The organism is Salinimonas chungwhensis DSM 16280 (assembly GCF_000378185.1).
In the GTDB taxonomy this organism is placed as follows: domain Bacteria; phylum Pseudomonadota; class Gammaproteobacteria; order Enterobacterales; family Alteromonadaceae; genus Alteromonas; species Alteromonas chungwhensis.
Genome location: NZ_KB899378.1, coordinates 80591 through 98638 on the forward strand (window position 1 = coordinate 80591; position 18048 = coordinate 98638).

General features: G+C 46.8%; 22 protein-coding genes. 12 read left to right on the plus strand and 10 right to left on the minus strand.

Features of this window, described 5'->3' with window-relative positions:
- Nucleotides 1–99: 99 nt before the first annotated feature.
- Together F458_RS0107195 and zapE are read right to left on the minus strand one after the other, a co-directional pair.
- Nucleotides 100–822, minus strand: coding sequence for a YebC/PmpR family DNA-binding transcriptional regulator (locus F458_RS0107195; protein WP_018982723.1), 723 nt, complete (start codon nucleotides 820–822; stop codon nucleotides 100–102).
- 100 nt (nucleotides 823–922) lie between these two features.
- On the minus strand, nucleotides 923–2023 hold the full coding sequence (gene zapE, locus F458_RS0107200) for a cell division protein ZapE (RefSeq protein ID WP_018982724.1): 1101 nt from the start codon (nucleotides 2021–2023) through the stop codon (nucleotides 923–925).
- Between the two features lie 369 nt (nucleotides 2024–2392).
- On the opposite strand from zapE, the gene F458_RS0107210 reads away from it, so the two are divergent.
- From F458_RS0107210 to F458_RS0107220, 3 genes are all read left to right on the plus strand, one after another.
- Nucleotides 2393–2836, plus strand: coding sequence for a ZapG family protein (locus F458_RS0107210; RefSeq protein ID WP_018982726.1), 444 nt, complete (start codon nucleotides 2393–2395; stop codon nucleotides 2834–2836).
- Between the two features lie 75 nt (nucleotides 2837–2911).
- Nucleotides 2912–4282 carry a DegQ family serine endoprotease gene (locus tag F458_RS0107215; RefSeq protein ID WP_018982727.1) on the plus strand — a complete coding sequence of 457 codons (1371 nt, stop codon included), beginning with the start codon at nucleotides 2912–2914 and terminating at the stop codon, nucleotides 4280–4282.
- A 233-nt stretch (nucleotides 4283–4515) separates the two neighbouring features.
- Nucleotides 4516–5580, plus strand: coding sequence for a trypsin-like peptidase domain-containing protein (locus tag F458_RS0107220; protein WP_018982728.1), 1065 nt, complete (start codon nucleotides 4516–4518; stop codon nucleotides 5578–5580).
- A gap of 24 nt (nucleotides 5581–5604) precedes the next feature.
- On the opposite strand, the gene F458_RS0107225 is transcribed toward F458_RS0107220, so the two are convergent.
- From F458_RS0107225 to F458_RS0107260, 8 genes are all read right to left on the minus strand, one after another.
- Entirely contained in the window at nucleotides 5605–5823 is a 219-nt protein-coding gene (locus tag F458_RS0107225) for a hypothetical protein (RefSeq protein WP_156824197.1), read from the minus strand.
- Nucleotides 5824–6155: 332 nt separating this feature from the next.
- Nucleotides 6156–7421 carry a UDP-N-acetylglucosamine 1-carboxyvinyltransferase gene (gene murA / locus F458_RS0107230; RefSeq protein ID WP_018982730.1) on the minus strand — a complete coding sequence of 422 codons (1266 nt, stop codon included), beginning with the start codon at nucleotides 7419–7421 and terminating at the stop codon, nucleotides 6156–6158.
- A 14-nt stretch (nucleotides 7422–7435) separates the two neighbouring features.
- Nucleotides 7436–7693, minus strand: coding sequence for a BolA family protein (locus tag F458_RS0107235; RefSeq protein WP_018982731.1), 258 nt, complete (start codon nucleotides 7691–7693; stop codon nucleotides 7436–7438).
- A gap of 33 nt (nucleotides 7694–7726) precedes the next feature.
- Nucleotides 7727–8035 (minus strand): STAS domain-containing protein, encoded by a 309-nt coding sequence (locus tag F458_RS0107240; RefSeq protein WP_018982732.1) that lies wholly within the window; start codon nucleotides 8033–8035, stop codon nucleotides 7727–7729.
- Complete coding sequence (locus F458_RS0107245; RefSeq protein ID WP_408640334.1) at nucleotides 8032–8652, minus strand: MlaC/ttg2D family ABC transporter substrate-binding protein; 621 nt, start codon at nucleotides 8650–8652, stop codon at nucleotides 8032–8034. The genes F458_RS0107240 and F458_RS0107245 overlap by 4 nt, the downstream gene beginning before the upstream one ends.
- A gap of 58 nt (nucleotides 8653–8710) precedes the next feature.
- Nucleotides 8711–9190 carry an outer membrane lipid asymmetry maintenance protein MlaD gene (mlaD, locus tag F458_RS0107250; protein WP_018982734.1) on the minus strand — a complete coding sequence of 160 codons (480 nt, stop codon included), beginning with the start codon at nucleotides 9188–9190 and terminating at the stop codon, nucleotides 8711–8713.
- A 9-nt stretch (nucleotides 9191–9199) separates the two neighbouring features.
- The gene (mlaE, locus tag F458_RS0107255; RefSeq protein ID WP_018982735.1) at nucleotides 9200–9976 is read right to left on the minus strand and encodes a lipid asymmetry maintenance ABC transporter permease subunit MlaE; all 777 of its coding nucleotides are present in this window, start codon (nucleotides 9974–9976) and stop codon (nucleotides 9200–9202) included.
- Complete coding sequence (locus F458_RS0107260; protein ID WP_018982736.1) at nucleotides 9973–10773, minus strand: ATP-binding cassette domain-containing protein; 801 nt, start codon at nucleotides 10771–10773, stop codon at nucleotides 9973–9975. Before F458_RS0107260 ends, mlaE begins: the two co-directional genes overlap by 4 nt.
- Nucleotides 10774–11398: 625 nt before the next feature.
- Here F458_RS0107260 and F458_RS0107265 point away from each other — a divergent pair.
- The 9 genes from F458_RS0107265 (at nucleotide 11399) to ptsN (ending at nucleotide 18035) form a co-directional block, all read left to right on the plus strand.
- On the plus strand, nucleotides 11399–12355 hold the full coding sequence (locus F458_RS0107265; protein ID WP_018982737.1) for a calcium/sodium antiporter: 957 nt from the start codon (nucleotides 11399–11401) through the stop codon (nucleotides 12353–12355).
- A 6-nt stretch (nucleotides 12356–12361) separates the two neighbouring features.
- On the plus strand, nucleotides 12362–13330 hold the full coding sequence (locus F458_RS0107270; protein WP_018982738.1) for a KpsF/GutQ family sugar-phosphate isomerase: 969 nt from the start codon (nucleotides 12362–12364) through the stop codon (nucleotides 13328–13330).
- Nucleotides 13330–13884, plus strand: a complete 555-nt coding sequence (kdsC, locus tag F458_RS0107275; RefSeq protein WP_018982739.1) for a 3-deoxy-manno-octulosonate-8-phosphatase KdsC — start codon at nucleotides 13330–13332, stop codon at nucleotides 13882–13884. The genes F458_RS0107270 and kdsC overlap by 1 nt, the downstream gene beginning before the upstream one ends.
- Nucleotides 13881–14471 (plus strand): LPS export ABC transporter periplasmic protein LptC, encoded by a 591-nt coding sequence (gene lptC, locus F458_RS0107280; protein ID WP_018982740.1) that lies wholly within the window; start codon nucleotides 13881–13883, stop codon nucleotides 14469–14471. Before kdsC ends, lptC begins: the two co-directional genes overlap by 4 nt.
- Nucleotides 14410–14985, plus strand: coding sequence for a lipopolysaccharide transport periplasmic protein LptA (gene lptA, locus F458_RS0107285; RefSeq protein ID WP_026294557.1), 576 nt, complete (start codon nucleotides 14410–14412; stop codon nucleotides 14983–14985). The genes lptC and lptA overlap by 62 nt, the downstream gene beginning before the upstream one ends.
- Before the next feature lie 2 nt (nucleotides 14986–14987).
- Entirely contained in the window at nucleotides 14988–15713 is a 726-nt protein-coding gene (lptB, locus tag F458_RS0107290; protein ID WP_018982742.1) for an LPS export ABC transporter ATP-binding protein, read from the plus strand.
- Nucleotides 15714–15789: 76 nt separating this feature from the next.
- Nucleotides 15790–17259 (plus strand): RNA polymerase factor sigma-54, encoded by a 1470-nt coding sequence (locus tag F458_RS0107295; protein ID WP_018982743.1) that lies wholly within the window; start codon nucleotides 15790–15792, stop codon nucleotides 17257–17259.
- Between the two features lie 36 nt (nucleotides 17260–17295).
- Nucleotides 17296–17583: a ribosome hibernation promoting factor gene (gene hpf / locus F458_RS0107300; protein WP_018982744.1), complete on the plus strand. Its 288-nt coding sequence runs from the start codon at nucleotides 17296–17298 to the stop codon at nucleotides 17581–17583.
- Between the two features lie 8 nt (nucleotides 17584–17591).
- Nucleotides 17592–18035: a PTS IIA-like nitrogen regulatory protein PtsN gene (gene ptsN, locus F458_RS0107305; RefSeq protein ID WP_026294558.1), complete on the plus strand. Its 444-nt coding sequence runs from the start codon at nucleotides 17592–17594 to the stop codon at nucleotides 18033–18035.
- The last annotated feature ends 13 nt before the right edge of the window (nucleotides 18036–18048 follow it).

Below are 18048 nucleotides of genomic sequence, written 5' to 3' on the forward strand. Positions count from 1 at the left end.
TTAATAAAAGTTTTTAAACATAGCCTTAATTACAAAAAAAGCCCTCGCTGGAGGGCTTTAAGATATTGAAAAACTGTGTTGCGAAAACAGAGCCAACTTTTAATCGGGCAGAATTGCATTGTGATAAACATCCTGCACGTCATCACAATCATTCAGCATATCCATGAATTTTTCAAACATCGGCCGATCTTCTTCGCTGATCTCTGTCTCCGTCTGAGGAATGAACGTAATTTCCTCAGTATCCAGAGTCAAGTCAGGGTAGGCTTCTGTAAGCGCTGTGCGCACATTGTTAAATTCTGTGTGCGGCGCATAAACTGTAATTTTACCGTCTTCCTGCTCTACCTCTGACACATCAACATCCGCTTCCATCAGCGTTTCCAATACTGCATCTTCATCTTCACCGGCGAACTGGAATACAGCCTGGTGATCGAACATATGGCTTACTGCACCCGGCGCGCCAATTTTAGCATTCGTTTTGGTAAAACAGTTGCGCACGTCTGTGATGGTACGATTAGCATTATCTGTCAGGCAGTCAACAATTACCATACAGTTGCCGGGGCCGAAACCTTCGTACCGGGCAGCTTCATAATTTTCGCCCGTACCACCCGCGGCCTTATCAATCGCTTTATCAATCACATGGCTTGGCACCTGGTCTTTTTTTGCTTTGTCCATAAGCCGGCGTAGCGACAAATTAGTTTCGGGATCTGCACCGCCATTTTTTGCACAAACATAAATTTCTTTCCCATATTTGGAATAAACTTTTGTTTTTGCCCCGGCGGTTTTGGCCATGGCGGCTTTTCTTACTTCAAATGCTCTACCCATTATTCTCGTCTCTTGCTTCTATTGAGAGTGGCGAGCGCTGCGCCACTTAGTTCGATATTGCAGCTAAGTTTACCCACTATCATCAGCCCTGAACAGGGCTTTATGGCAGATGCTCGGTTGCCAGATAGTCATGTGACTGCATTTCTTTCAAACGACTCATACACCGTTGAAATTCAAAACTGAGCCTGCCCTGGGAATAAAGTTCGTTCATTGGCACCTCTGCTGACATTATGAGCTTAACATGGCGCTCATAAAATTCGTCAACCATAGCGATAAAGCGGCGGGCGACATCATCATTATTCTGCCCCATAGGTTTGACATTGGCGACCAGAACCGAGTGATAGCAACGACTGATCTCAATATAATCGCTCTGGCTTCTGGGTCCGTCGCACAACTCTTTAAAATCAACCATTATTACGCCGTCAGCATTAAGACACGTTTTAATTTTACGGTTATTAATGTCTATGGTTTGATTTTCGTTGCCTTTCTCGGGTGCTAATTTCGCGAAATATTCATGCAAATTGGTGGTTGCCGCCTCGTCCAGCGGATAATGATAAAGCTCTGCCTGTTCCAGCGTTCGCAGCCGATAATCTATCCCACTATCGACACTGATAACCTCGGTATGTTTGTTAATCAACTCGATGGCAGGAATAAAGCGTTCTCGTTGCAGACCATTTTTGTACAAATCATCCGGTATGATATTTGAAGTGGCAACCAGCGTAATACCATGACCAAATAACTCTCTCATTAATGTGCCCAGTATCATGGCATCGGTGATATCCGATACAAAAAACTCATCAAAACATATGATGCGGGTTTCTTTAGCGAGTTTGGCAGCAATAATTTTCAGCGGATCTTGCGACTGGGGTAACTGCTTTAGCTCATCATGGATGCGATGCATAAAGCGATGAAAATGCACCCGCATTTTGTCACTGAAAGGTAAACACTCGTAGAAGGTGTCTACCAGATAGGTTTTTCCGCGACCTACTCCGCCGTAAAAATAAATACCTTTCGCCGGCTCAGGGCCCTCTGTTTTGCCCAGCCATTTTTTTAGCGTATTGCGAACGCCACTGGTTGATTCCGGCGCTTTTACCAAATCGTCATATAACCGTTGCAATGCCTTAACCGCATTTTCCTGGGCCGGATCGTGGTGAAAGTCGGGCTGTTTCAGATCCTCGCGATAGGTTTCCCATGGTGTCATGTAAATTACTGCTCCTGAATATACTGCCGGTGACTTTCACGCGCTGCACCGACCTGGTTGAAAAAACGCGCGTGCAGACTTATTTTGATGCAAAATACAGGTAGAATAACAAACGCTTGCAGCATTCGCCGGGATCACGTTCCGTGCGCCTATGGTACAAGCCAACTCTACCGGGGGTTCATATAAGTGTCATTCCTTGTTGGTTGACTAATAGATACCCCCTAACATGCCTGAGGTATTATATCAGGTTGCGCTCAACTGACTGAACAGTAATGTAAGCGTGAACTTGGTATACTGCTCTTAAGTAATAAAGAAGTAAGAGATTACATACTTGTTCGTAAACTCTGTTTCAACTTTTCGGAGAAATAAATGGAAGTCTTAATTCCTCTTGCCCTGCTGGTAGTTGGACTGATTATCGGTTTTTTTGTCGCCCGCTATGTATACACCCGTGATGGCAGCGACAAGTCAGTTAAACAAGCTGAAAAAAATGTCAAAGAAATTATGGGACAGCAGGCTGAACATCATTTTCATCAAACCCGTCAGATTGTGGACTCGCTCGAGAACCAGTGTCAGTCATTGCGTATGCAACTGGAAGAATACGAAGGGCTACTCAAGAATGAGTCTGATGATGACAGTGTTCCTTTTTACGGAGAGCAGGCCTCAGCATATCTGCGCAATAATTTGCACGGTCGGGAAAAAAGCAAGGTGAAGACAGTATCTGGCAGCAGCCAGCCGCGAGATTTTGCCGGCGCAAGCTCTGGGTTATTTGTTGGCACTGAATCCTCTTCTTCCGCTCCGGAAAAAGAAAAATAGGAACTTTTCATACTTTTTTTGTGTCTGTCTGAAAGCACAGATATTTCGCAATAATCATGAGGAGTGTAAGCGAATATGAAAATGTCTTTTCGCCGCGTCGCCGTAATCTCCGGCGTTATCGTCAGCTCGATTACCTTGTCGGTGTCGGTGCAGGCGGGTTTACCTTTTTTTAGTGACAGTAAAAAGCAGGAAGTCCCTTCTCTTGCACCTATGCTTGAGGAAGCCACCCCTGCTGTGGTGAGTATTTCTGTTGAAGGTACCCAGTCGGCTCGTCGTCAGGTGCCTGAAATGTTTCGCTACTTTTTTAATGCCCCGCCGGAGCAAGTTCAGGAACGACCGTTTCGTGGCTTAGGCTCCGGGGTAATTATTGATGCAGATAAAGGGTATGTGGTGACCAATAGCCATGTGGTTGCCAATGCCGATGAAATAACCGTTAAATTAAAAGATGGCCGCGAGCTGACAGCAAAAAAACTCGGTGAGGATGAACAAAGCGATATTGCCTTATTGAAAATTAAATCTGACAAGCTTAAAGCTTTGCCTCTGGCGGACTCAGACAGCAGTCGCGTCGGTGACTTTGTGGTTGCTATCGGTAATCCCTTTGGGCTTTCTCAAACCGTAACCTCGGGTATTATCAGTGCGCTGGGCCGCTCAGGCCTTAATATTGGTGGTTACGAGGATTTCATCCAGACGGATGCTGCGATAAACCGAGGTAACTCCGGAGGGGCGCTGGTTAATCTTAACGGCGAGCTGGTTGGCATCAACACCGCAATCTTTGGTCCTAATGGCGGCAATGTCGGTATCGGCTTTGCCATACCCAGCAATATGATGAAAAGTCTGGTGGATCAAATTGCCGAATTTGGTGAGGTCCGTCGTGGGTTGCTGGGTATTTTAGGTAACGATGTGGATGCGGATTTGGCCAAAGCCATGAATGTACCGGTCAACAAAGGCGCATTTATTCGTGAAGTGCAACCAGAAACTGCCGCGGAAGAAGCTGGGCTGAAGGCCGGTGATATCATCACCGCTGTAAATGGCAGAAAACTTAGCGGCTTTCGTGAGCTTGCTGCACGAATTTCAAGTATGGGTGCTGGCGCGGAAGTAGAATTAACGCTGCTAAGAGATGGTAAGCAGCAAACAGTAGAAGTCACTTTGGATGATGCCGGTGATACGCAGGTAACGGCGGCCCAGTTGCACCCGGCACTTGAGGGTGCTGAACTTGCCAATGGCGAAGATGAGTCAGGAAACCAGGGTGTGGAGGTTGTAGAATTAGACCGGGGCAGTCCTGCTGCGCGGATCGGGCTACAACCAGAAGATGTTATTGTCAGTGTAAACCGCACACGTGTAACCAGCATTTCCGAGTTACGTGAAGCAATGGATACATCTCAGGGCGTTATAGCGCTGAATATTAAACGTGGCGCTTCTACACGCTACCTTGTCATACGTCAGTAGTCACATTCACAGACATCAAAAGGCTGCCCTCGGGTGGCCTTTTTTATGCTTCATTACGGATTCATCCAGTCAGTATTGTCTTTGACACGCTAGACCTTCTAGTCGGTAAGTTACTGGACTATCAGGAAATAATACTTTCTTTTGGTATTATATTTTAACGATGTTATTCTTGAGGCAAGTATAAAATTGCCTCCCTCCTCAGTTATGGGGAGGCGTAAATATAAGTAGAAATCGTGGCAAGCAGGCAATTTTTAAGTTTTCTTTTCAAATCTGTTCTTCTGGGCATCATCGTTGCCGTACTAATGCTTTTTCTGGTCCCGGACCTTCGTCAGGGCGGTGGTTTTGCAGAAAATGTCTTCAGTGGTGCCCACGATTCCTCTGACAGAATCTCCTACCAAGATGCTGTAAATCGCGCTGGGCCTGCAGTTGTCAATATCTATAGTGTCAGTATTGAAAACGATGTGGGCTTTTACCGCAACAGGCCCAGAGAACGCACCAGTCTCGGCTCGGGCGTTATTATGACCGAATCCGGCTACATACTTACTAACAATCATGTTGTTCAAAACGCAGATAGTATTGTTGTGGCGGTTCAGGATGGTCAGATTCTCGAGGCGCAAATCGTAGGCTACGATCCCTACACCGACTTAGCTGTACTTAAGATTAAAGGTGACAATCTGCACGCGATTCCACAAACGGAAAATCCGGATGTGGCGGTGGGCGATATGGTCATGGCTATTGGTAATCCTTTTGACCTTGGCCAGACAGTAACTCACGGCATTGTCAGTCGCGCAGGGCGGACCGGATTGTCAAACTTTGTCGATTTTATTCAAACTGATGCCGTCCTAAACCAGGGCAATTCCGGCGGGGCGCTGGTGGATAGTAATGGTGTACTGGTGGGAATTACAAATGCGAACTTTCAGGTCAGAGATGGCAGAAATGGCGTACGCAATGTAGATGGGATCAACTTTGCCGTTCCGTATGAACTGGCCAGGCGCGTTATGGATGAGATTGTTACCGATGGTCGGGTAACACGCGGACAACTAGGTTTTATCGGACGGGAAATCATCAATCGTTCCGGGGTCGAAGTGACCGCCGTGGCCAAGCAGAGTCCGGCAGCAGAGGCAGGGCTGCGACGCGGTGATATTATTCTTGCTATTGACGATACAAAGCTTGAAAGCGCGGCAAAAACACTGGATATGATTGCCGAGACAAAACCAGGTACTCAGCTGAAACTTCAGATTAGTCGCAACGGTGAGTTGCTGGATATGAATGTAACAGTAACAGAATTAGGAGGTTGAGCCGCCAACGCGGCTCAACGCCCACTAACTATTATTGTGCTTGCCTGGAATTATTAACTTTTCAACGTGCGCTGCATTATCACGTTGCGCAGTTTTCACCCCATCTTCCTGCTTTTCATCCGCCAGCGCATAAGGCGGTTCACCAATGAATAGCATAGTCATAACCATCATTGCGAAAAGTACAGTAGGTATGGAGTGGCGAAGCTCTAAGTATGGACGAAGCCAAAGAATAACGTATTTCAAAACAACTTTTCCCTGCATACGTTCGTTAACCTTTTTTCTTATTCGTCTCTACAACCCAGGATTTCGTTGAAACACTGGCTTCCTGCCAGTCACTTCAACAAATCGCATTCCACCGTTTTCAACTAAAGTAGAACAGATTGAAGATTAAGCATGAGTATACTGGATTTTTACAGCAATGCATCATGACTTGATGGTATTTTGTCGAAATTTGCCAACCCACAGGTATGCTACAAACTTAGCGGGTATGGTTTTTCAAACCTTTTGTCACGAAGGGGATAATCGGCTAAGCATAAAAAAAGCGCTGACCCGCAGCGCTTTTCTGAAAGTCAGCATCAGTGCTCTTTCACCCGCTCAATATTGGCGCCCAGAGCGCTAAGCTTTTTCTCAATCGCTTCATAGCCCCGATCAAGGTGATAAATACGCGTCACATGAGTTTCCCCTTCGGCGATAAGCCCTGCAATGACCAGACTTGCAGAGGCCCTCAGATCGGTCGCCATCACAGGGGCACCTTTTAGTTTTGATGCGCCCTTTGAAACGGCACTGTTAGCCTCTAACGCAATTTCAGCGCCCATTCGCTGTAACTCAGGAACATGCATGAAACGATTTTCGAAAATAGTCTCCGTAACCACACCGGTACCTTGTGCAACACAGTTAAGAGTTACAAACTGTGCCTGCATATCTGTGGGAAAAGCCGGATGTGGTGCTGTTTTAACCTGGACCGCCTGAGGCGTTTTACCTTTCATGTCCAGTTCGATCCAGTCACTGCCGCAAGTGATAGTTGCACCAGCTTGCTGTAACTTATTCAATACCGCCTCCAGCGTCTCAGGTGCGGCATTGGTGCACCGTATCCGTCCGCCGGATACCGCTGCTGCAACCAAAAACGTGCCTGTTTCTATGCGATCCGGCAATACCCGGTAATCACACCCTGAAAGGGTTTCTACTCCCGTGATGTGGATGCTGTCGGTACCTGCGCCGGTGATTTTGGCACCCATCTGCTTCAGACAATTGGCGAGATCGACAATTTCCGGTTCTCTTGCCGCATTTTCTAACACGGTGTCGCCATCGGCCAGCGCCGCTGCCATCATCAGATTTTCTGTCGCGCCCACGCTCACCATATCCATGAAAATTCGAGCGCCTTTCAACCGGCCCTCGACATAAGCCCGAATATAACCTTCTTCAACATCTATTTTTGCGCCCATTTGTTCAAGGCCCGCTAAATGTAAATTAACCGGCCGGGCGCCTATTGCGCAGCCCCCGGGCAGTGATACATTTGCTTTACCAAATTTTGCCAGCAATGGGCCAAGAACTAAAATCGACGCACGCATCGTTTTAACCAGCTCATAAGACGCTGTAACACTACTGAGCTGACCGGCTGTCAGGCAAATTTCACCCTCACCGTTGTTCTCTACGCCTACACCGAGTTCTTCCAGCAGCGCAGTGGTGGTACTGATATCACGTAGTGCCGGTACATTGGTGTAGCGACAACGCTGTTCGGTCAACAGGCTGGTCATTAACAGTGGCAAGGCTGCGTTTTTTGCACCCGATATTTTTACCTCACCGTTAAGGGCGGGCGATTTTCTTATTACAAGTTTATCCACAGGGCTTGCTCAGACTATTGAGGAATATTGAACTGACGTTCACGCTGCCAATCAGCTTCGCTAAACGTTTTGATAGAGATGGCGTGCATGGTGCCGTCGGCAATCTTGTCAGACAGAGGCGCATAAATAGCTTGTTGTCGCTTAACTCTGTTGAGCTCCGCCAATTCATCGCTCACAGCGATGATAGTATAATGCGACCCTTCGCTCTTCACGTGAACTTCAGCAAGATTCAATGAATCTTTGAGCAACGTTTCGATTTCTGCTACATCCATAAAAAATTCTGCTCTATTGTTGTGACTTTGACTTTATTCTACAGGTAAAAGGGTGTCCACGTCGCTGATTTTAGCAAGCTTCATCAGTTTCTCCGGTACATCTGTTAGCTTAACCTTCACGCCGTGCTGTCGCCCATCACGTATAGCATTGATTAGCCACGCTAAGCCCGCGCTGTCAACACGCTCGACTTCCGCTAAATCAAAGGTGCACTGGTTGTTTTTCTCCAACATGGATTTTTCAGAAGAAGACAACGAAGCCCACCAGTTTTTTGCAAGGGTGTCACGGTCCAGATGCCCATGCACCCGAACCACACCCTTTTCATTTACCTGAAAAAGACTCACGCTTTTTCCTTCAGGTCCATTTCTTCTTCCAATTCAACAGGGTTACTGATTTTACTTTGCATCAGCTCAATCACCTTTTGAATACCATCCTGACGTATAATTGATTCAAACTCGCTGCGCTTGCTATCCAGCAGGCTGATTCCTTCAGCGACCATATCAAAGGCGCCCCATTCATTGGTTCTGGAATCTTTGCGCAATTTAAACGCAACTTTGATTTCAGGTCGGTTGGGATCTTTGACAATAGCGCGAACCACTACATAACTTGAATCACCCACATCGGATGCAGGCTCAAAGATCACTTCCTGATCGTCATAATAATTCATTGCCACAGCATAAGTTGTAATCAGATATTCACGAAATACCTTTACGAATTCCTGCAACTCATCGCGATCAACCTTAGATGCATATTTTCCCAACACTTTATATGCCGCAAACTTGTAGTCCACATACGGCAGTAGTTCTTCCTGCATAATGGTGCGCATTTGTTCGGGGTCATTTTTTATTGACGCCTGATTTTCTTTAATCCGATCAAAGGTGCGCATTGCAACATCCTGAATCATCTCATACGGATTTTTCTGATTAACTTCCTGAGCATGAACGGTGCCGGTCGTCAGCATCAACGCTATACCCAATGTAGACAGTATTTTTTTCACTGCTTTTCTCCTCACTAAAAAATTATTCACCGCTATCACTTTCGCCACGATTAAACAAAAACTGTCCAATCAAGTCTTCCAGCACCAGCGCTGACTTTGTATCCTGTAAATAATCGCCATCTTTTAAATTGGCGATACCATCAAACGCAAACCCGGGTTGAAACCCGACATATTGTTCACCCAATAGCCCTGACGTTAAGATAGAGACTGAACTGGTTTCCGGAAATTCAGCGTATTGGCGCATAATGCTTAACTCTACCACCGGGGTATAATCCTGCTTATCCAAACTTATGGAAGTCACCCGGCCAATGGTCACGCCCCCCACTTTGACCGCTGAGCGCTCTTTTAGTCCGCCAATATTGTCAAACTTCGCATAAAGCGTGTAAGTATCACCCTCGGTGGTCATACTTTGATTCGCAACCTTCAGCGCCAGTAATAACACCGCCCCGATTGTCAGTGCGATAAACACTCCCACCATAAGTTCCGCTTTATATTTATTCATGTTTTTCCCCTACTCAATTCCGAACATCAGGGCGGTTAGCACGAAATCCAGCCCCAGTACTGCTAAAGATGAAAATACCACCGTTTCAGTGGTGGCTTTGCTAATGCCCTCTGAGGTAGGCGTTGAATCATACCCCTTAAATATGGCAATCCAGGTAACAACTACGGCAAAAACGAGGCTTTTAAGGACACCGTTGCCAATATCACTGCCTAACTCAACCGATGATTGCATTAATGACCAGTAACTTCCGGCATCTACACCTAACCAGTCTACGCCGACAAGATGTCCACCCAGAATACCTACCGCACTGAAAATGACTGCCAACATGGGCATAGCTATAAAACCCGCCCAGAATCTGGGCGCTATAACGCGACGCAGCGGATCAACAGCCATCATTTCCATGCTGCTCAACTGCTCGGTGGTTTTCATCAGCCCTATTTCAGCAGTCAGTGCCGAACCGGCTCGTCCGGCAAATAACAATGCTGTGACCACCGGCCCCAACTCTCGTAATAACGACAAGGCGACCATCGGCCCCAGACTTCCCTCTGCGCCGTAGTCGACCAAAATGGTAAACCCCTGCAGCGCCATCACCATGCCGATAAACAAACCTGACACAATGATAATTAATAAAGACTGAACACCTACCACATGAATTTGCTTAATGGTAAGAGCCACATTTTTAAGCTTGGGCAGCGCGAATATTGCCCCGAACAACATGACACCAGCGCGTCCAACAGCAGCAATCTTATCGATAGTTCCGGCCCCCAGCGACTGTAATGGATTCATGACTTCTCCCCAAACAGCGATGCTTCGAGCTCATCAGATGGATAATGAAAAGGCACCGGGCCATCAGCCTGTCCTTTCAAAAACTGCTGGACTAACTCAGAGTCGCTGTTTCTGATTTCATCTGCGGTACCCTCTCCAATGACCTTTTTATCAGCCAGTATGTAAATATGGTCAGCGATGGTCAGTACCTCATTCACATCATGCGTGACCACAATACTGGTCAGGTCAAGAGCATCATTTAACTGACGAATAAGTTTTACCAGCACCCCCATGGAAATGGGATCCTGTCCGGCAAATGGTTCATCGTACATGATAAGATCAGGATCCAGCGCGATAGCACGAGCCAGTGCCGCCCGTCGGGCCATCCCACCGGATAACTCGCTGGGCATCAGCCTGCTTGCACCACGCAATCCAACCGCTTGCAATTTCAGGCTAACGATGGTGTCGATAATATCGCTGTCGAGGTTGGTGTGTTCTTTTAGCGGAAAGGCAACATTGTCATGTACACTCATATCGGTAAACAATGCGCCGCTTTGAAACAGCATACTCATACGCCGACGTGTTTTGTAAAGCCGCGACCGATTCATCGATACAATCGAATCACCATCGAACAGGATATCACCTTTAGCAGGCTCCAATTGCCCGCCAATAAGTTTAAGCAACGTGGTTTTACCGATACCGCTTGGGCCCATTACCGCCGTGATCTTACCCTTAGGTACACTCAGCGAAATCCCGTCATAGATGAGCCTGTCACCCCGGCTAAACGTGAGATTATCAACTGTGACTAAATTATCCATATCAGAATTTGACTATTCCTTGCTGGTGATGGGCGGTCGATAAACCTGCCCCATGAAATTTTCGAAAATAAATGCAAAGTAATCATTTACCTGGAACTGCAGCTATTGTACTTGCTTTTCATCAGCCCTACCAAAAGGAATTAGTTACAAGTTATGTTCTAAAATGCCGAATGAAACCGTAATTTTTTACAAACTGTTGTAAATTTCGGCTGACGAGATTTTCCCTGTGCGCTAGGGGTATCTAAGCACCTTGCTCTGCAACCCGCGCTATTGGTTTTACTCACCGATTTGGATAAGTCTCGCTCCTCTGCATTAGCAAGCTCTGAGCCACAATTAGCCAATGTTAACAGTATGAAAATCCTTTCATTTTACCGCCCCTGATGACGCGATGAGTACCACAGCAATTGCGTTCAATATCATGCGTTGCTGATTATGATCTGGCTGCAGGGTTGAAAAATGCATCAAATAGGCAGGACGGTATGCTGAAACATGTTCAATATTTACCCGATCAGGATTAAAAATGAGGTAAAAGCTTACTGATGGCTACTGCAACGTAATAATAGCCATAGGCAAAAGAGGTTGATTCTGCGACAATCGATGCAAACTCATAAACATAGATAATCGCGTGCTGGTACAGGTTCTCATTTTTGTTTTAGGCTTAATTGTGCTGAGCTGGGCTGCTGACAGGTTTGTTTATGGTGCATCAGCGTTGGCCAGAAATATTGGTATTTCGCCTATGATGATCGGCTTAACCATTGTTGCAATGGGATCGTCAGCACCGGAAATTGTGGTTTCAGCGATCGCTTCTGTCAACGGCGCGCCGGATACTGCCGTAGGCAATGCGCTAGGCTCCAATATCACCAACATCGGATTAGTTCTGGCAGTTACCGCTCTGGTTAAACCGCTGGTGGTTTCGTCAACCACATTGAAGCGGGAAATGCCCGCATTGTTAGTTATTACGCTGTTGGCGATGGGCTTTTTGTACAACGGCAAGCTGGCTCACTTTGAAGGACTTATTCTGTTTGGACTTTTCATCTTTGTTTTAGCGGGCATGGCCTGGTTGTCGCTGCATGTGGAAAAAGGTGACCCCTTAATGGCAGACACCGTCGGTGAAGTACCCAGTGGTGAAAACACCGGCAGAGCGGTAGTCTGGATAGGTGTAGGGCTTGTACTGCTGCCCTTAAGCGCCCATTACATTGTGGATTCAGCAGTGCATATTGCCCGTTACTTTGGGCTCTCTGAGCTGGTTATTGGCCTGACCATTATTGCGCTGGGTACCAGTTTACCAGAACTTGCTGCAAGTATCGCTGGCGTGCGCAAGGGCGAAGACGATCTCGCGCTGGGTAATATTATCGGTTCCAATATCTTTAACTTGCTGGCTGTATTAAGTATGCCCGGACTGATTGCGCCGGGGATTATCGACCCAGACGCGTACAACCGCGATATGTATGTCATGCTCGGTCTAACAGTTATGCTGTTTTTCTTCAGTTTCAGTATTATCGGTAAAAAACAGATTGGCCGACTGGAAGGCAGCTTATTGCTGGCTGCATTTATAGGGTACCAATTCTGGTTGTTTGGGTGATTTATTATGCACGAAACCTTTCTTGCGTCAGCCAGACGCGTTATCGAAATAGAAGCGGATGCTATCCAGCGAATGGGAGCCCGTCTCGACAGTCATTTTAGTGATGCCTGTCAGTTACTATACAACTGCCAGGGAAAGGTAGTAGTAAGTGGGATGGGAAAATCGGGCCACGTTGGTAATAAGATTGCGGCGACGCTGGCAAGTACCGGCACTCCCTCCTTTTTTATGCATCCGGGTGAAGCCAATCACGGTGATTTGGGGATGCTGAGTAAAGGTGATGTTTTACTGGTTATCTCAAACTCAGGAGAAACCGGAGAGCTGATTAACTTACTCCCGGTAGTCAAGCGCATGAGCGTACCCATTATTGCTATGACTAACAACGCAGCCAGTACCCTTGGCCAGCATGCGGATGTTGTTCTGGATATCAGCGTCACCAAAGAAGCCTGTTCACTGGGTTTGGCTCCGACTGCAAGTACCACCGCGACACTGGTCTTGGGTGATGCATTAGCCATTGCGTTATTAGATGTGCGCGGATTCACTTCAGATGATTTTGCCTTATCGCACCCTGGGGGTAGTCTGGGCCGTAAGCTGTTATTAAAAGTACAGGATATTATGCTCCAGGGTGATAACCTGCCTCTGGTGACTACTGATGCATCGGTGAGTCAGGCATTGCTGGAAATATCCAGCAAAGGCTTAGGCATGACCGGTGTAGTGGACAATGACGGCTTTTTAGCCGGTATCTTCACCGATGGTGATTTGCGTCGGATTTTAGATGATAAAGCTGATATCCACGCGACCACCATTGAGCAGGTTATGACCCGAGGCGGTAAAACAGTCTTTGCGCAGGATCTCGCCGTAGAAGCACTCAACACCATGGAAAACTGTAAGATTACTGCGTTGATGGTCGTTGATAACGAGCGCCGCCCCGTCGGTGCATTCAATATGCATATGTTGCTGAAAGCCGGAGTCCTATAATGCCCCACATCGTAACCCATTATGGAATGATAGAAGAAAAAACATTTGAACGCCTCAAGGCGCTCAAACTGCTGGTATGTGATGTGGACGGCGTATTCTCAGATGGCCGGATTTATCTGGGCAATGAGGGCGAAGAACTGAAAGCGTTTCATACTCGGGATGGCTTTGGAATCAAAGCGCTGATCAATAGCGGCACAATGGTTGCTGTAATCACCGGACGGTCTTCAAAAATTGTAGAAAATCGTATGCAACATCTTGGTGTAGAGCACATCATTCAGGGCGTTGATGACAAGGCTAAAGCGATGCAGTCGCTGTGTGAGAAACGCGGACTTGCCCCCCGAGAGGTAGCCGCAATCGGCGACGACGTGCCCGATTTAGCGATGTATCCCTTTGCCGACACTAAAGTTGCGGTTAAAGATGCGCATCCCAGGGTTACCGGCGCTGCAAACTGGGTATTGACCAAACCAGGCGGATTCGGTGCAATCCGCGAGTTGTGCGATATTATTTTACAGGCAAAAGGCCTGGGTGATGAAACAGGTGGCGTCAGCCTGTGAGCAGACTTCGGCTGAGTATTGCTGCATTATTTGTACTGGCGTTACTGGTTTATTTGCCGGTGTGGATATCCGAGCCTGGCGATGCCGTGACTGATAGCGGCAACAGTGCGCTGAAGCCTGCTTATACCGCCAAAAATCTTACTACCACTTTGTATGATGGCCAGGGACAGCTGAACCACAAAGTCTTTGCTAAACACATGGAACATTATGACCAATTAGATTTCGTATTGTTTGAGCAACCTGAATACACCGTTTATATGAACGGCGGCGAGTCCCCCTGGCAAGTTACCGCTAAAGAAGGCACGCTTTACAATAATAATCTGATAGAACTGGAAGCCGATGTTACGGTTACCGCTGAACAAAGTGAGTTTATAAAAAGTATCACCACTGAATTTATTCGGATTAACCTGGAAGATAAAACAGTGTCTACCGAACAACCCGTGCGGGTTCGTGGCGTGGACTTTGTCGTTAACAGTAACGGGCTAAAGGGAAATCTTAGCTCGCAAGAATACGAGTTAAACAATCATGTACAAACAGTTTATTCGCCTGACCGCCAGCCTGCTGGCACTGATAATGTTCAGCCCTGACCTGCTGGCCAGCTCATCTGACTTTCAAAAACCGATTACGGTAGATGCGCGCACCCAGTCAATGGATGGTAAAAATAAAATTACGCGCTTCAAGGACAACGTCAAAATCACCCAGGGATCGTTGGTCATTGAGGCCGATGAAGTTGAGGTCAGTGCAAAAGACGGTGAAGGACGTGAGATTATGATCGCCCGGGGCAATCCGGCGCGCTACTCGCAAACCATGGACGATGGTAGTAAAGTCGAGGCAAAAGCCCGGGAATTACGCTACGAAGTGGCCAAGCGTACAATCTCAATGACAGGTAACGCGCAGATAAAACAAAATACCAGTTTAGTTCAGGGTGATAGCATCACGTACGACATGATGAAAGAGCAGCTTCTGGCTACCAGTAGTGATGATAATGAGAACAGCCGGGTGAAAACGGTATTTAGTCCTGAGGCCATAAAAGCCGTCGATGGTCAGGAAAAATCTGAGCAGCAAAAACCGACAGGTACAAGCAGTAAGGACGAACAGTAATTATGGCAACGTTGTCGGCGCATAACCTGGCAAAATCGTATAAATCCAGAAAAGTCGTAACCGATGTGAGTCTGGCGGTGTCAACTGGCCAGATTGTAGGCTTGCTAGGTCCTAACGGGGCTGGAAAAACAACCACATTTTACATGATTGTTGGGCTGGTTCCGCTGGACAAAGGTAAAATTGTTATTGATGATAATGAACTGACGCACCTGCCGATGCATGAGCGGGCACGTCAGGGGATCGGCTATTTGCCTCAGGAAGCTTCTATCTTTCGCAAACTGACCGTTTATGAAAATATCATGGCGATTCTGCAAACCCGCAAAAACCTTTCTGCAGAAAAAAGGGAAGAAGAAGCTGATGGGCTACTTGATGAATTCAATATCAGCCATATACGTAATAGTACAGGTATGAGTCTTTCAGGGGGAGAACGGCGGCGGGTAGAGATTGCCAGGGCACTGGCTGCAAACCCACAGTTTATTTTACTTGATGAACCCTTTGCCGGTGTTGACCCTATATCTGTAAACGACATAAAAAAAATTATTCAGCATTTACGTGACAGAGGCATAGGTATTCTTATAACAGACCACAATGTTCGGGAAACCCTTGACGTGTGTGAAGAAGCTTATATCGTCAGTCATGGTGAGCTTATTGCTCAGGGGAGCGCTGAAGAAGTATTAAGCAACCAGAAAGTACGAGAAGTATACCTAGGTGAACAATTCAGGCTATAGTTAGCATAATGGCAAATCTGAAATGCCTGAGCATCACCATCACATAAACGCGTACACAGTTAAAAATAAGACGTAGATGAAACCATCTTTACAGCTAAAATTTAGCCAACAACTTACCATGACGCCACAGTTGCAACAGGCGATAAAGCTGTTGCAGCTGTCTACGCTCGATCTCCAGCAAGAGATTCAGGAAGCGCTAGACTCCAATCCTCTGTTAGAGGTTGAGGAAGGCGGTGATACTGATCCAGCGGATAAAAATAACGAGTCAGACAGTGCTGATGCCACCGCAAGTGCATCTGATAGCATGGATTCCGGCGAGGCTCTGGAAAAGAATGATTTACCTGACGAGTTACCAATTGATAGCACTTGGGATGAATATTATTCAGCGTCCTCTGCGCCAGCGCCTGGCCCGAGCAATGATGACGATCAGGTATTTCAGGGGGAAACCACTGAAAATATCCAGGACCATCTTACCTGGCAAATGAATCTGACGCATTTTTCTGACAACGACAGAGCAATTGCTACCGCGATTATCGATTCAATTGACGAAGCCGGATATCTGAAGGCAACCGTCGAAGACATTCTACAAAGTCTTAACGACGAAGGTATGGAAGAGCCGATTGAAGAGGACGAGGTGGAATGTGTGCTCAAGCGGATCCAACTATTTGATCCGATAGGTTCCGGGTCACGTTCCCCTCAGGAATGCCTGCTTGTTCAGCTTCGTCAGTTTGCGCCGGAAACGCCGTGGGTCGCAGAAGCGAAAATGTTGCTGGAAGATTATTCTGAATTGCTGGGCAGTAAAGACTATCGCACGCTGATGCGTAAATCGCGCCTTAAAGAAGATCAGTTACGTGAGGCAATGCGCTTATTGCAAACGCTTAATCCCCGCCCCGGTAGTGCGTTGGTTACCAAAGAACCTGAATACGTTATACCAGACGTTTCCGTAGCTAAGAAGAATGGCCGTTGGTCAGTAGAGCTTAACCCCGATAGTCTGCCAAAGTTAAGCGTTAATCAACAATATGCGGCAATGAGCAGGCGCTCGCGAAATAGCAGTGATTCTCAGTTTATCCGCTCACACATGCAGGAAGCCAAGTGGTTTATCAAAAGCCTTGAGTCACGAAATGATACGTTACTTAAGGTTGCCAACTGTATTGTTCAGCAACAAATGGGTTTTTTCGAGCATGGTCCGGAAATGATGAAACCTATGGTGCTCAATGATGTCGCAGAAATGGTAGATATGCATGAGTCTACCATTTCCCGGGTTACCACCCAGAAATACATGCATACACCACGTGGTATTTATGAGCTGAAATATTTTTTCTCCAGCCATGTGGCAACTGAGTCAGGCGGTGAGTGCTCATCTACAGCGATTCGCGCGTTGATTAAAAAGCTGGTTGCTTCTGAGACACCCAGCAAGCCACTCAGTGATAGTAAGATTGCTTCGTTGTTGGCCGAGCAAGGTATTAAGGTTGCACGGCGAACGATAGCAAAATACCGGGAATCATTGTCGATTCCCCCGTCGAACCAACGCAAAAGCCTGATTTAGTATAAACAGGCGAGCTCACAATAAGGAAGACGAAATATGCAAATAAACCTTACTGGTCATCACATTGATATCACAGATTCTTTGCGTAATTATGTCGACACCAAGTTCAGCAAGCTGGAGCGTCACTTTGACCATATTTCAAATGTGCACGTGATTTTAAATGTTGAAAAATTGAATCAAAAAGCCGAGGCCACGGTTCACCTTAGCGGCGCGGAGGTTTTTGCATCGTCAGAAGATACAGATATGTATGCAGCAATTGATAGTATGGTTGATAAGCTCGACAGACAGGTTATCAAGCATAAGGAAAAGCTGAAAAAACACTAATGTCTGGTATGGATATTCAAGCCATTGTTAGCCTGGACCGCACTAAATGTGCGGTTCAGTGCAACAGCAAAAAACGAATTCTGGAAATCATCAGCGGTATTGCTGCGCAAAACAATGCCGAGGTGGAAGAAGAAACTGTGTTAAGTGCGCTCATGTCACGTGAGCGTATGGGCAGTACCGGTATTGGTAACGGTATCGCGCTCCCTCATGGCCGTTTACCCGGGTTAGACAATGTCATCGCCATTGTAGTTACCAGTGACCCGGCCATTGATTTTGACGCTATTGATAACAAACCGGTAGACATCTTTTTCACCCTGCTGGTACCGGAAGAGCAGACAGATGGTCATTTACAAACACTGGCCTTGGTAGCGGGCAAATTAAGTAACAAAGAAACAGTAAAAGCTATTCGTCGGGCGACAACCAGTGATGATATAGTTGAAGCATTGAAATAACTTCTGCGCCCTT

Bases quoted from the DNA above. Each gene is read 5' to 3' on its own strand.
- F458_RS0107195 (WP_018982723.1), bottom strand. From the start codon at position 822: ATGGGTAGAGCATTTGAAGTAAGAAAAGCCGCCATGGCCAAAACCGCC.
- zapE (WP_018982724.1), bottom strand. From the start codon at position 2,023: ATGACACCATGGGAAACCTATCGCGAGGATCTGAAACAGCCCGACTTT.
- F458_RS0107210 (WP_018982726.1), top strand. From the start codon at position 2,393: ATGGAAGTCTTAATTCCTCTTGCCCTGCTGGTAGTTGGACTGATTATC.
- F458_RS0107215 (WP_018982727.1), top strand. From the start codon at position 2,912: ATGAAAATGTCTTTTCGCCGCGTCGCCGTAATCTCCGGCGTTATCGTC.
- F458_RS0107235 (WP_018982731.1), bottom strand. From the start codon at position 7,693: ATGGATGTAGCAGAAATCGAAACGTTGCTCAAAGATTCATTGAATCTT.
- F458_RS0107245 (WP_408640334.1), bottom strand. From the start codon at position 8,652: ATGCTGACGACCGGCACCGTTCATGCTCAGGAAGTTAATCAGAAAAAT.
- mlaD (WP_018982734.1), bottom strand. From the start codon at position 9,190: ATGAATAAATATAAAGCGGAACTTATGGTGGGAGTGTTTATCGCACTG.
- mlaE (WP_018982735.1), bottom strand. From the start codon at position 9,976: ATGAATCCATTACAGTCGCTGGGGGCCGGAACTATCGATAAGATTGCT.
- F458_RS0107260 (WP_018982736.1), bottom strand. From the start codon at position 10,773: ATGGATAATTTAGTCACAGTTGATAATCTCACGTTTAGCCGGGGTGAC.
- F458_RS0107270 (WP_018982738.1), top strand. From the start codon at position 12,362: ATGCACGAAACCTTTCTTGCGTCAGCCAGACGCGTTATCGAAATAGAA.
- kdsC (WP_018982739.1), top strand. From the start codon at position 13,330: ATGCCCCACATCGTAACCCATTATGGAATGATAGAAGAAAAAACATTT.
- lptA (WP_026294557.1), top strand. From the start codon at position 14,410: ATGTACAAACAGTTTATTCGCCTGACCGCCAGCCTGCTGGCACTGATA.
- lptB (WP_018982742.1), top strand. From the start codon at position 14,988: ATGGCAACGTTGTCGGCGCATAACCTGGCAAAATCGTATAAATCCAGA.
- F458_RS0107295 (WP_018982743.1), top strand. From the start codon at position 15,790: ATGAAACCATCTTTACAGCTAAAATTTAGCCAACAACTTACCATGACG.
- hpf (WP_018982744.1), top strand. From the start codon at position 17,296: ATGCAAATAAACCTTACTGGTCATCACATTGATATCACAGATTCTTTG.
- ptsN (WP_026294558.1), top strand. From the start codon at position 17,592: ATGGATATTCAAGCCATTGTTAGCCTGGACCGCACTAAATGTGCGGTT.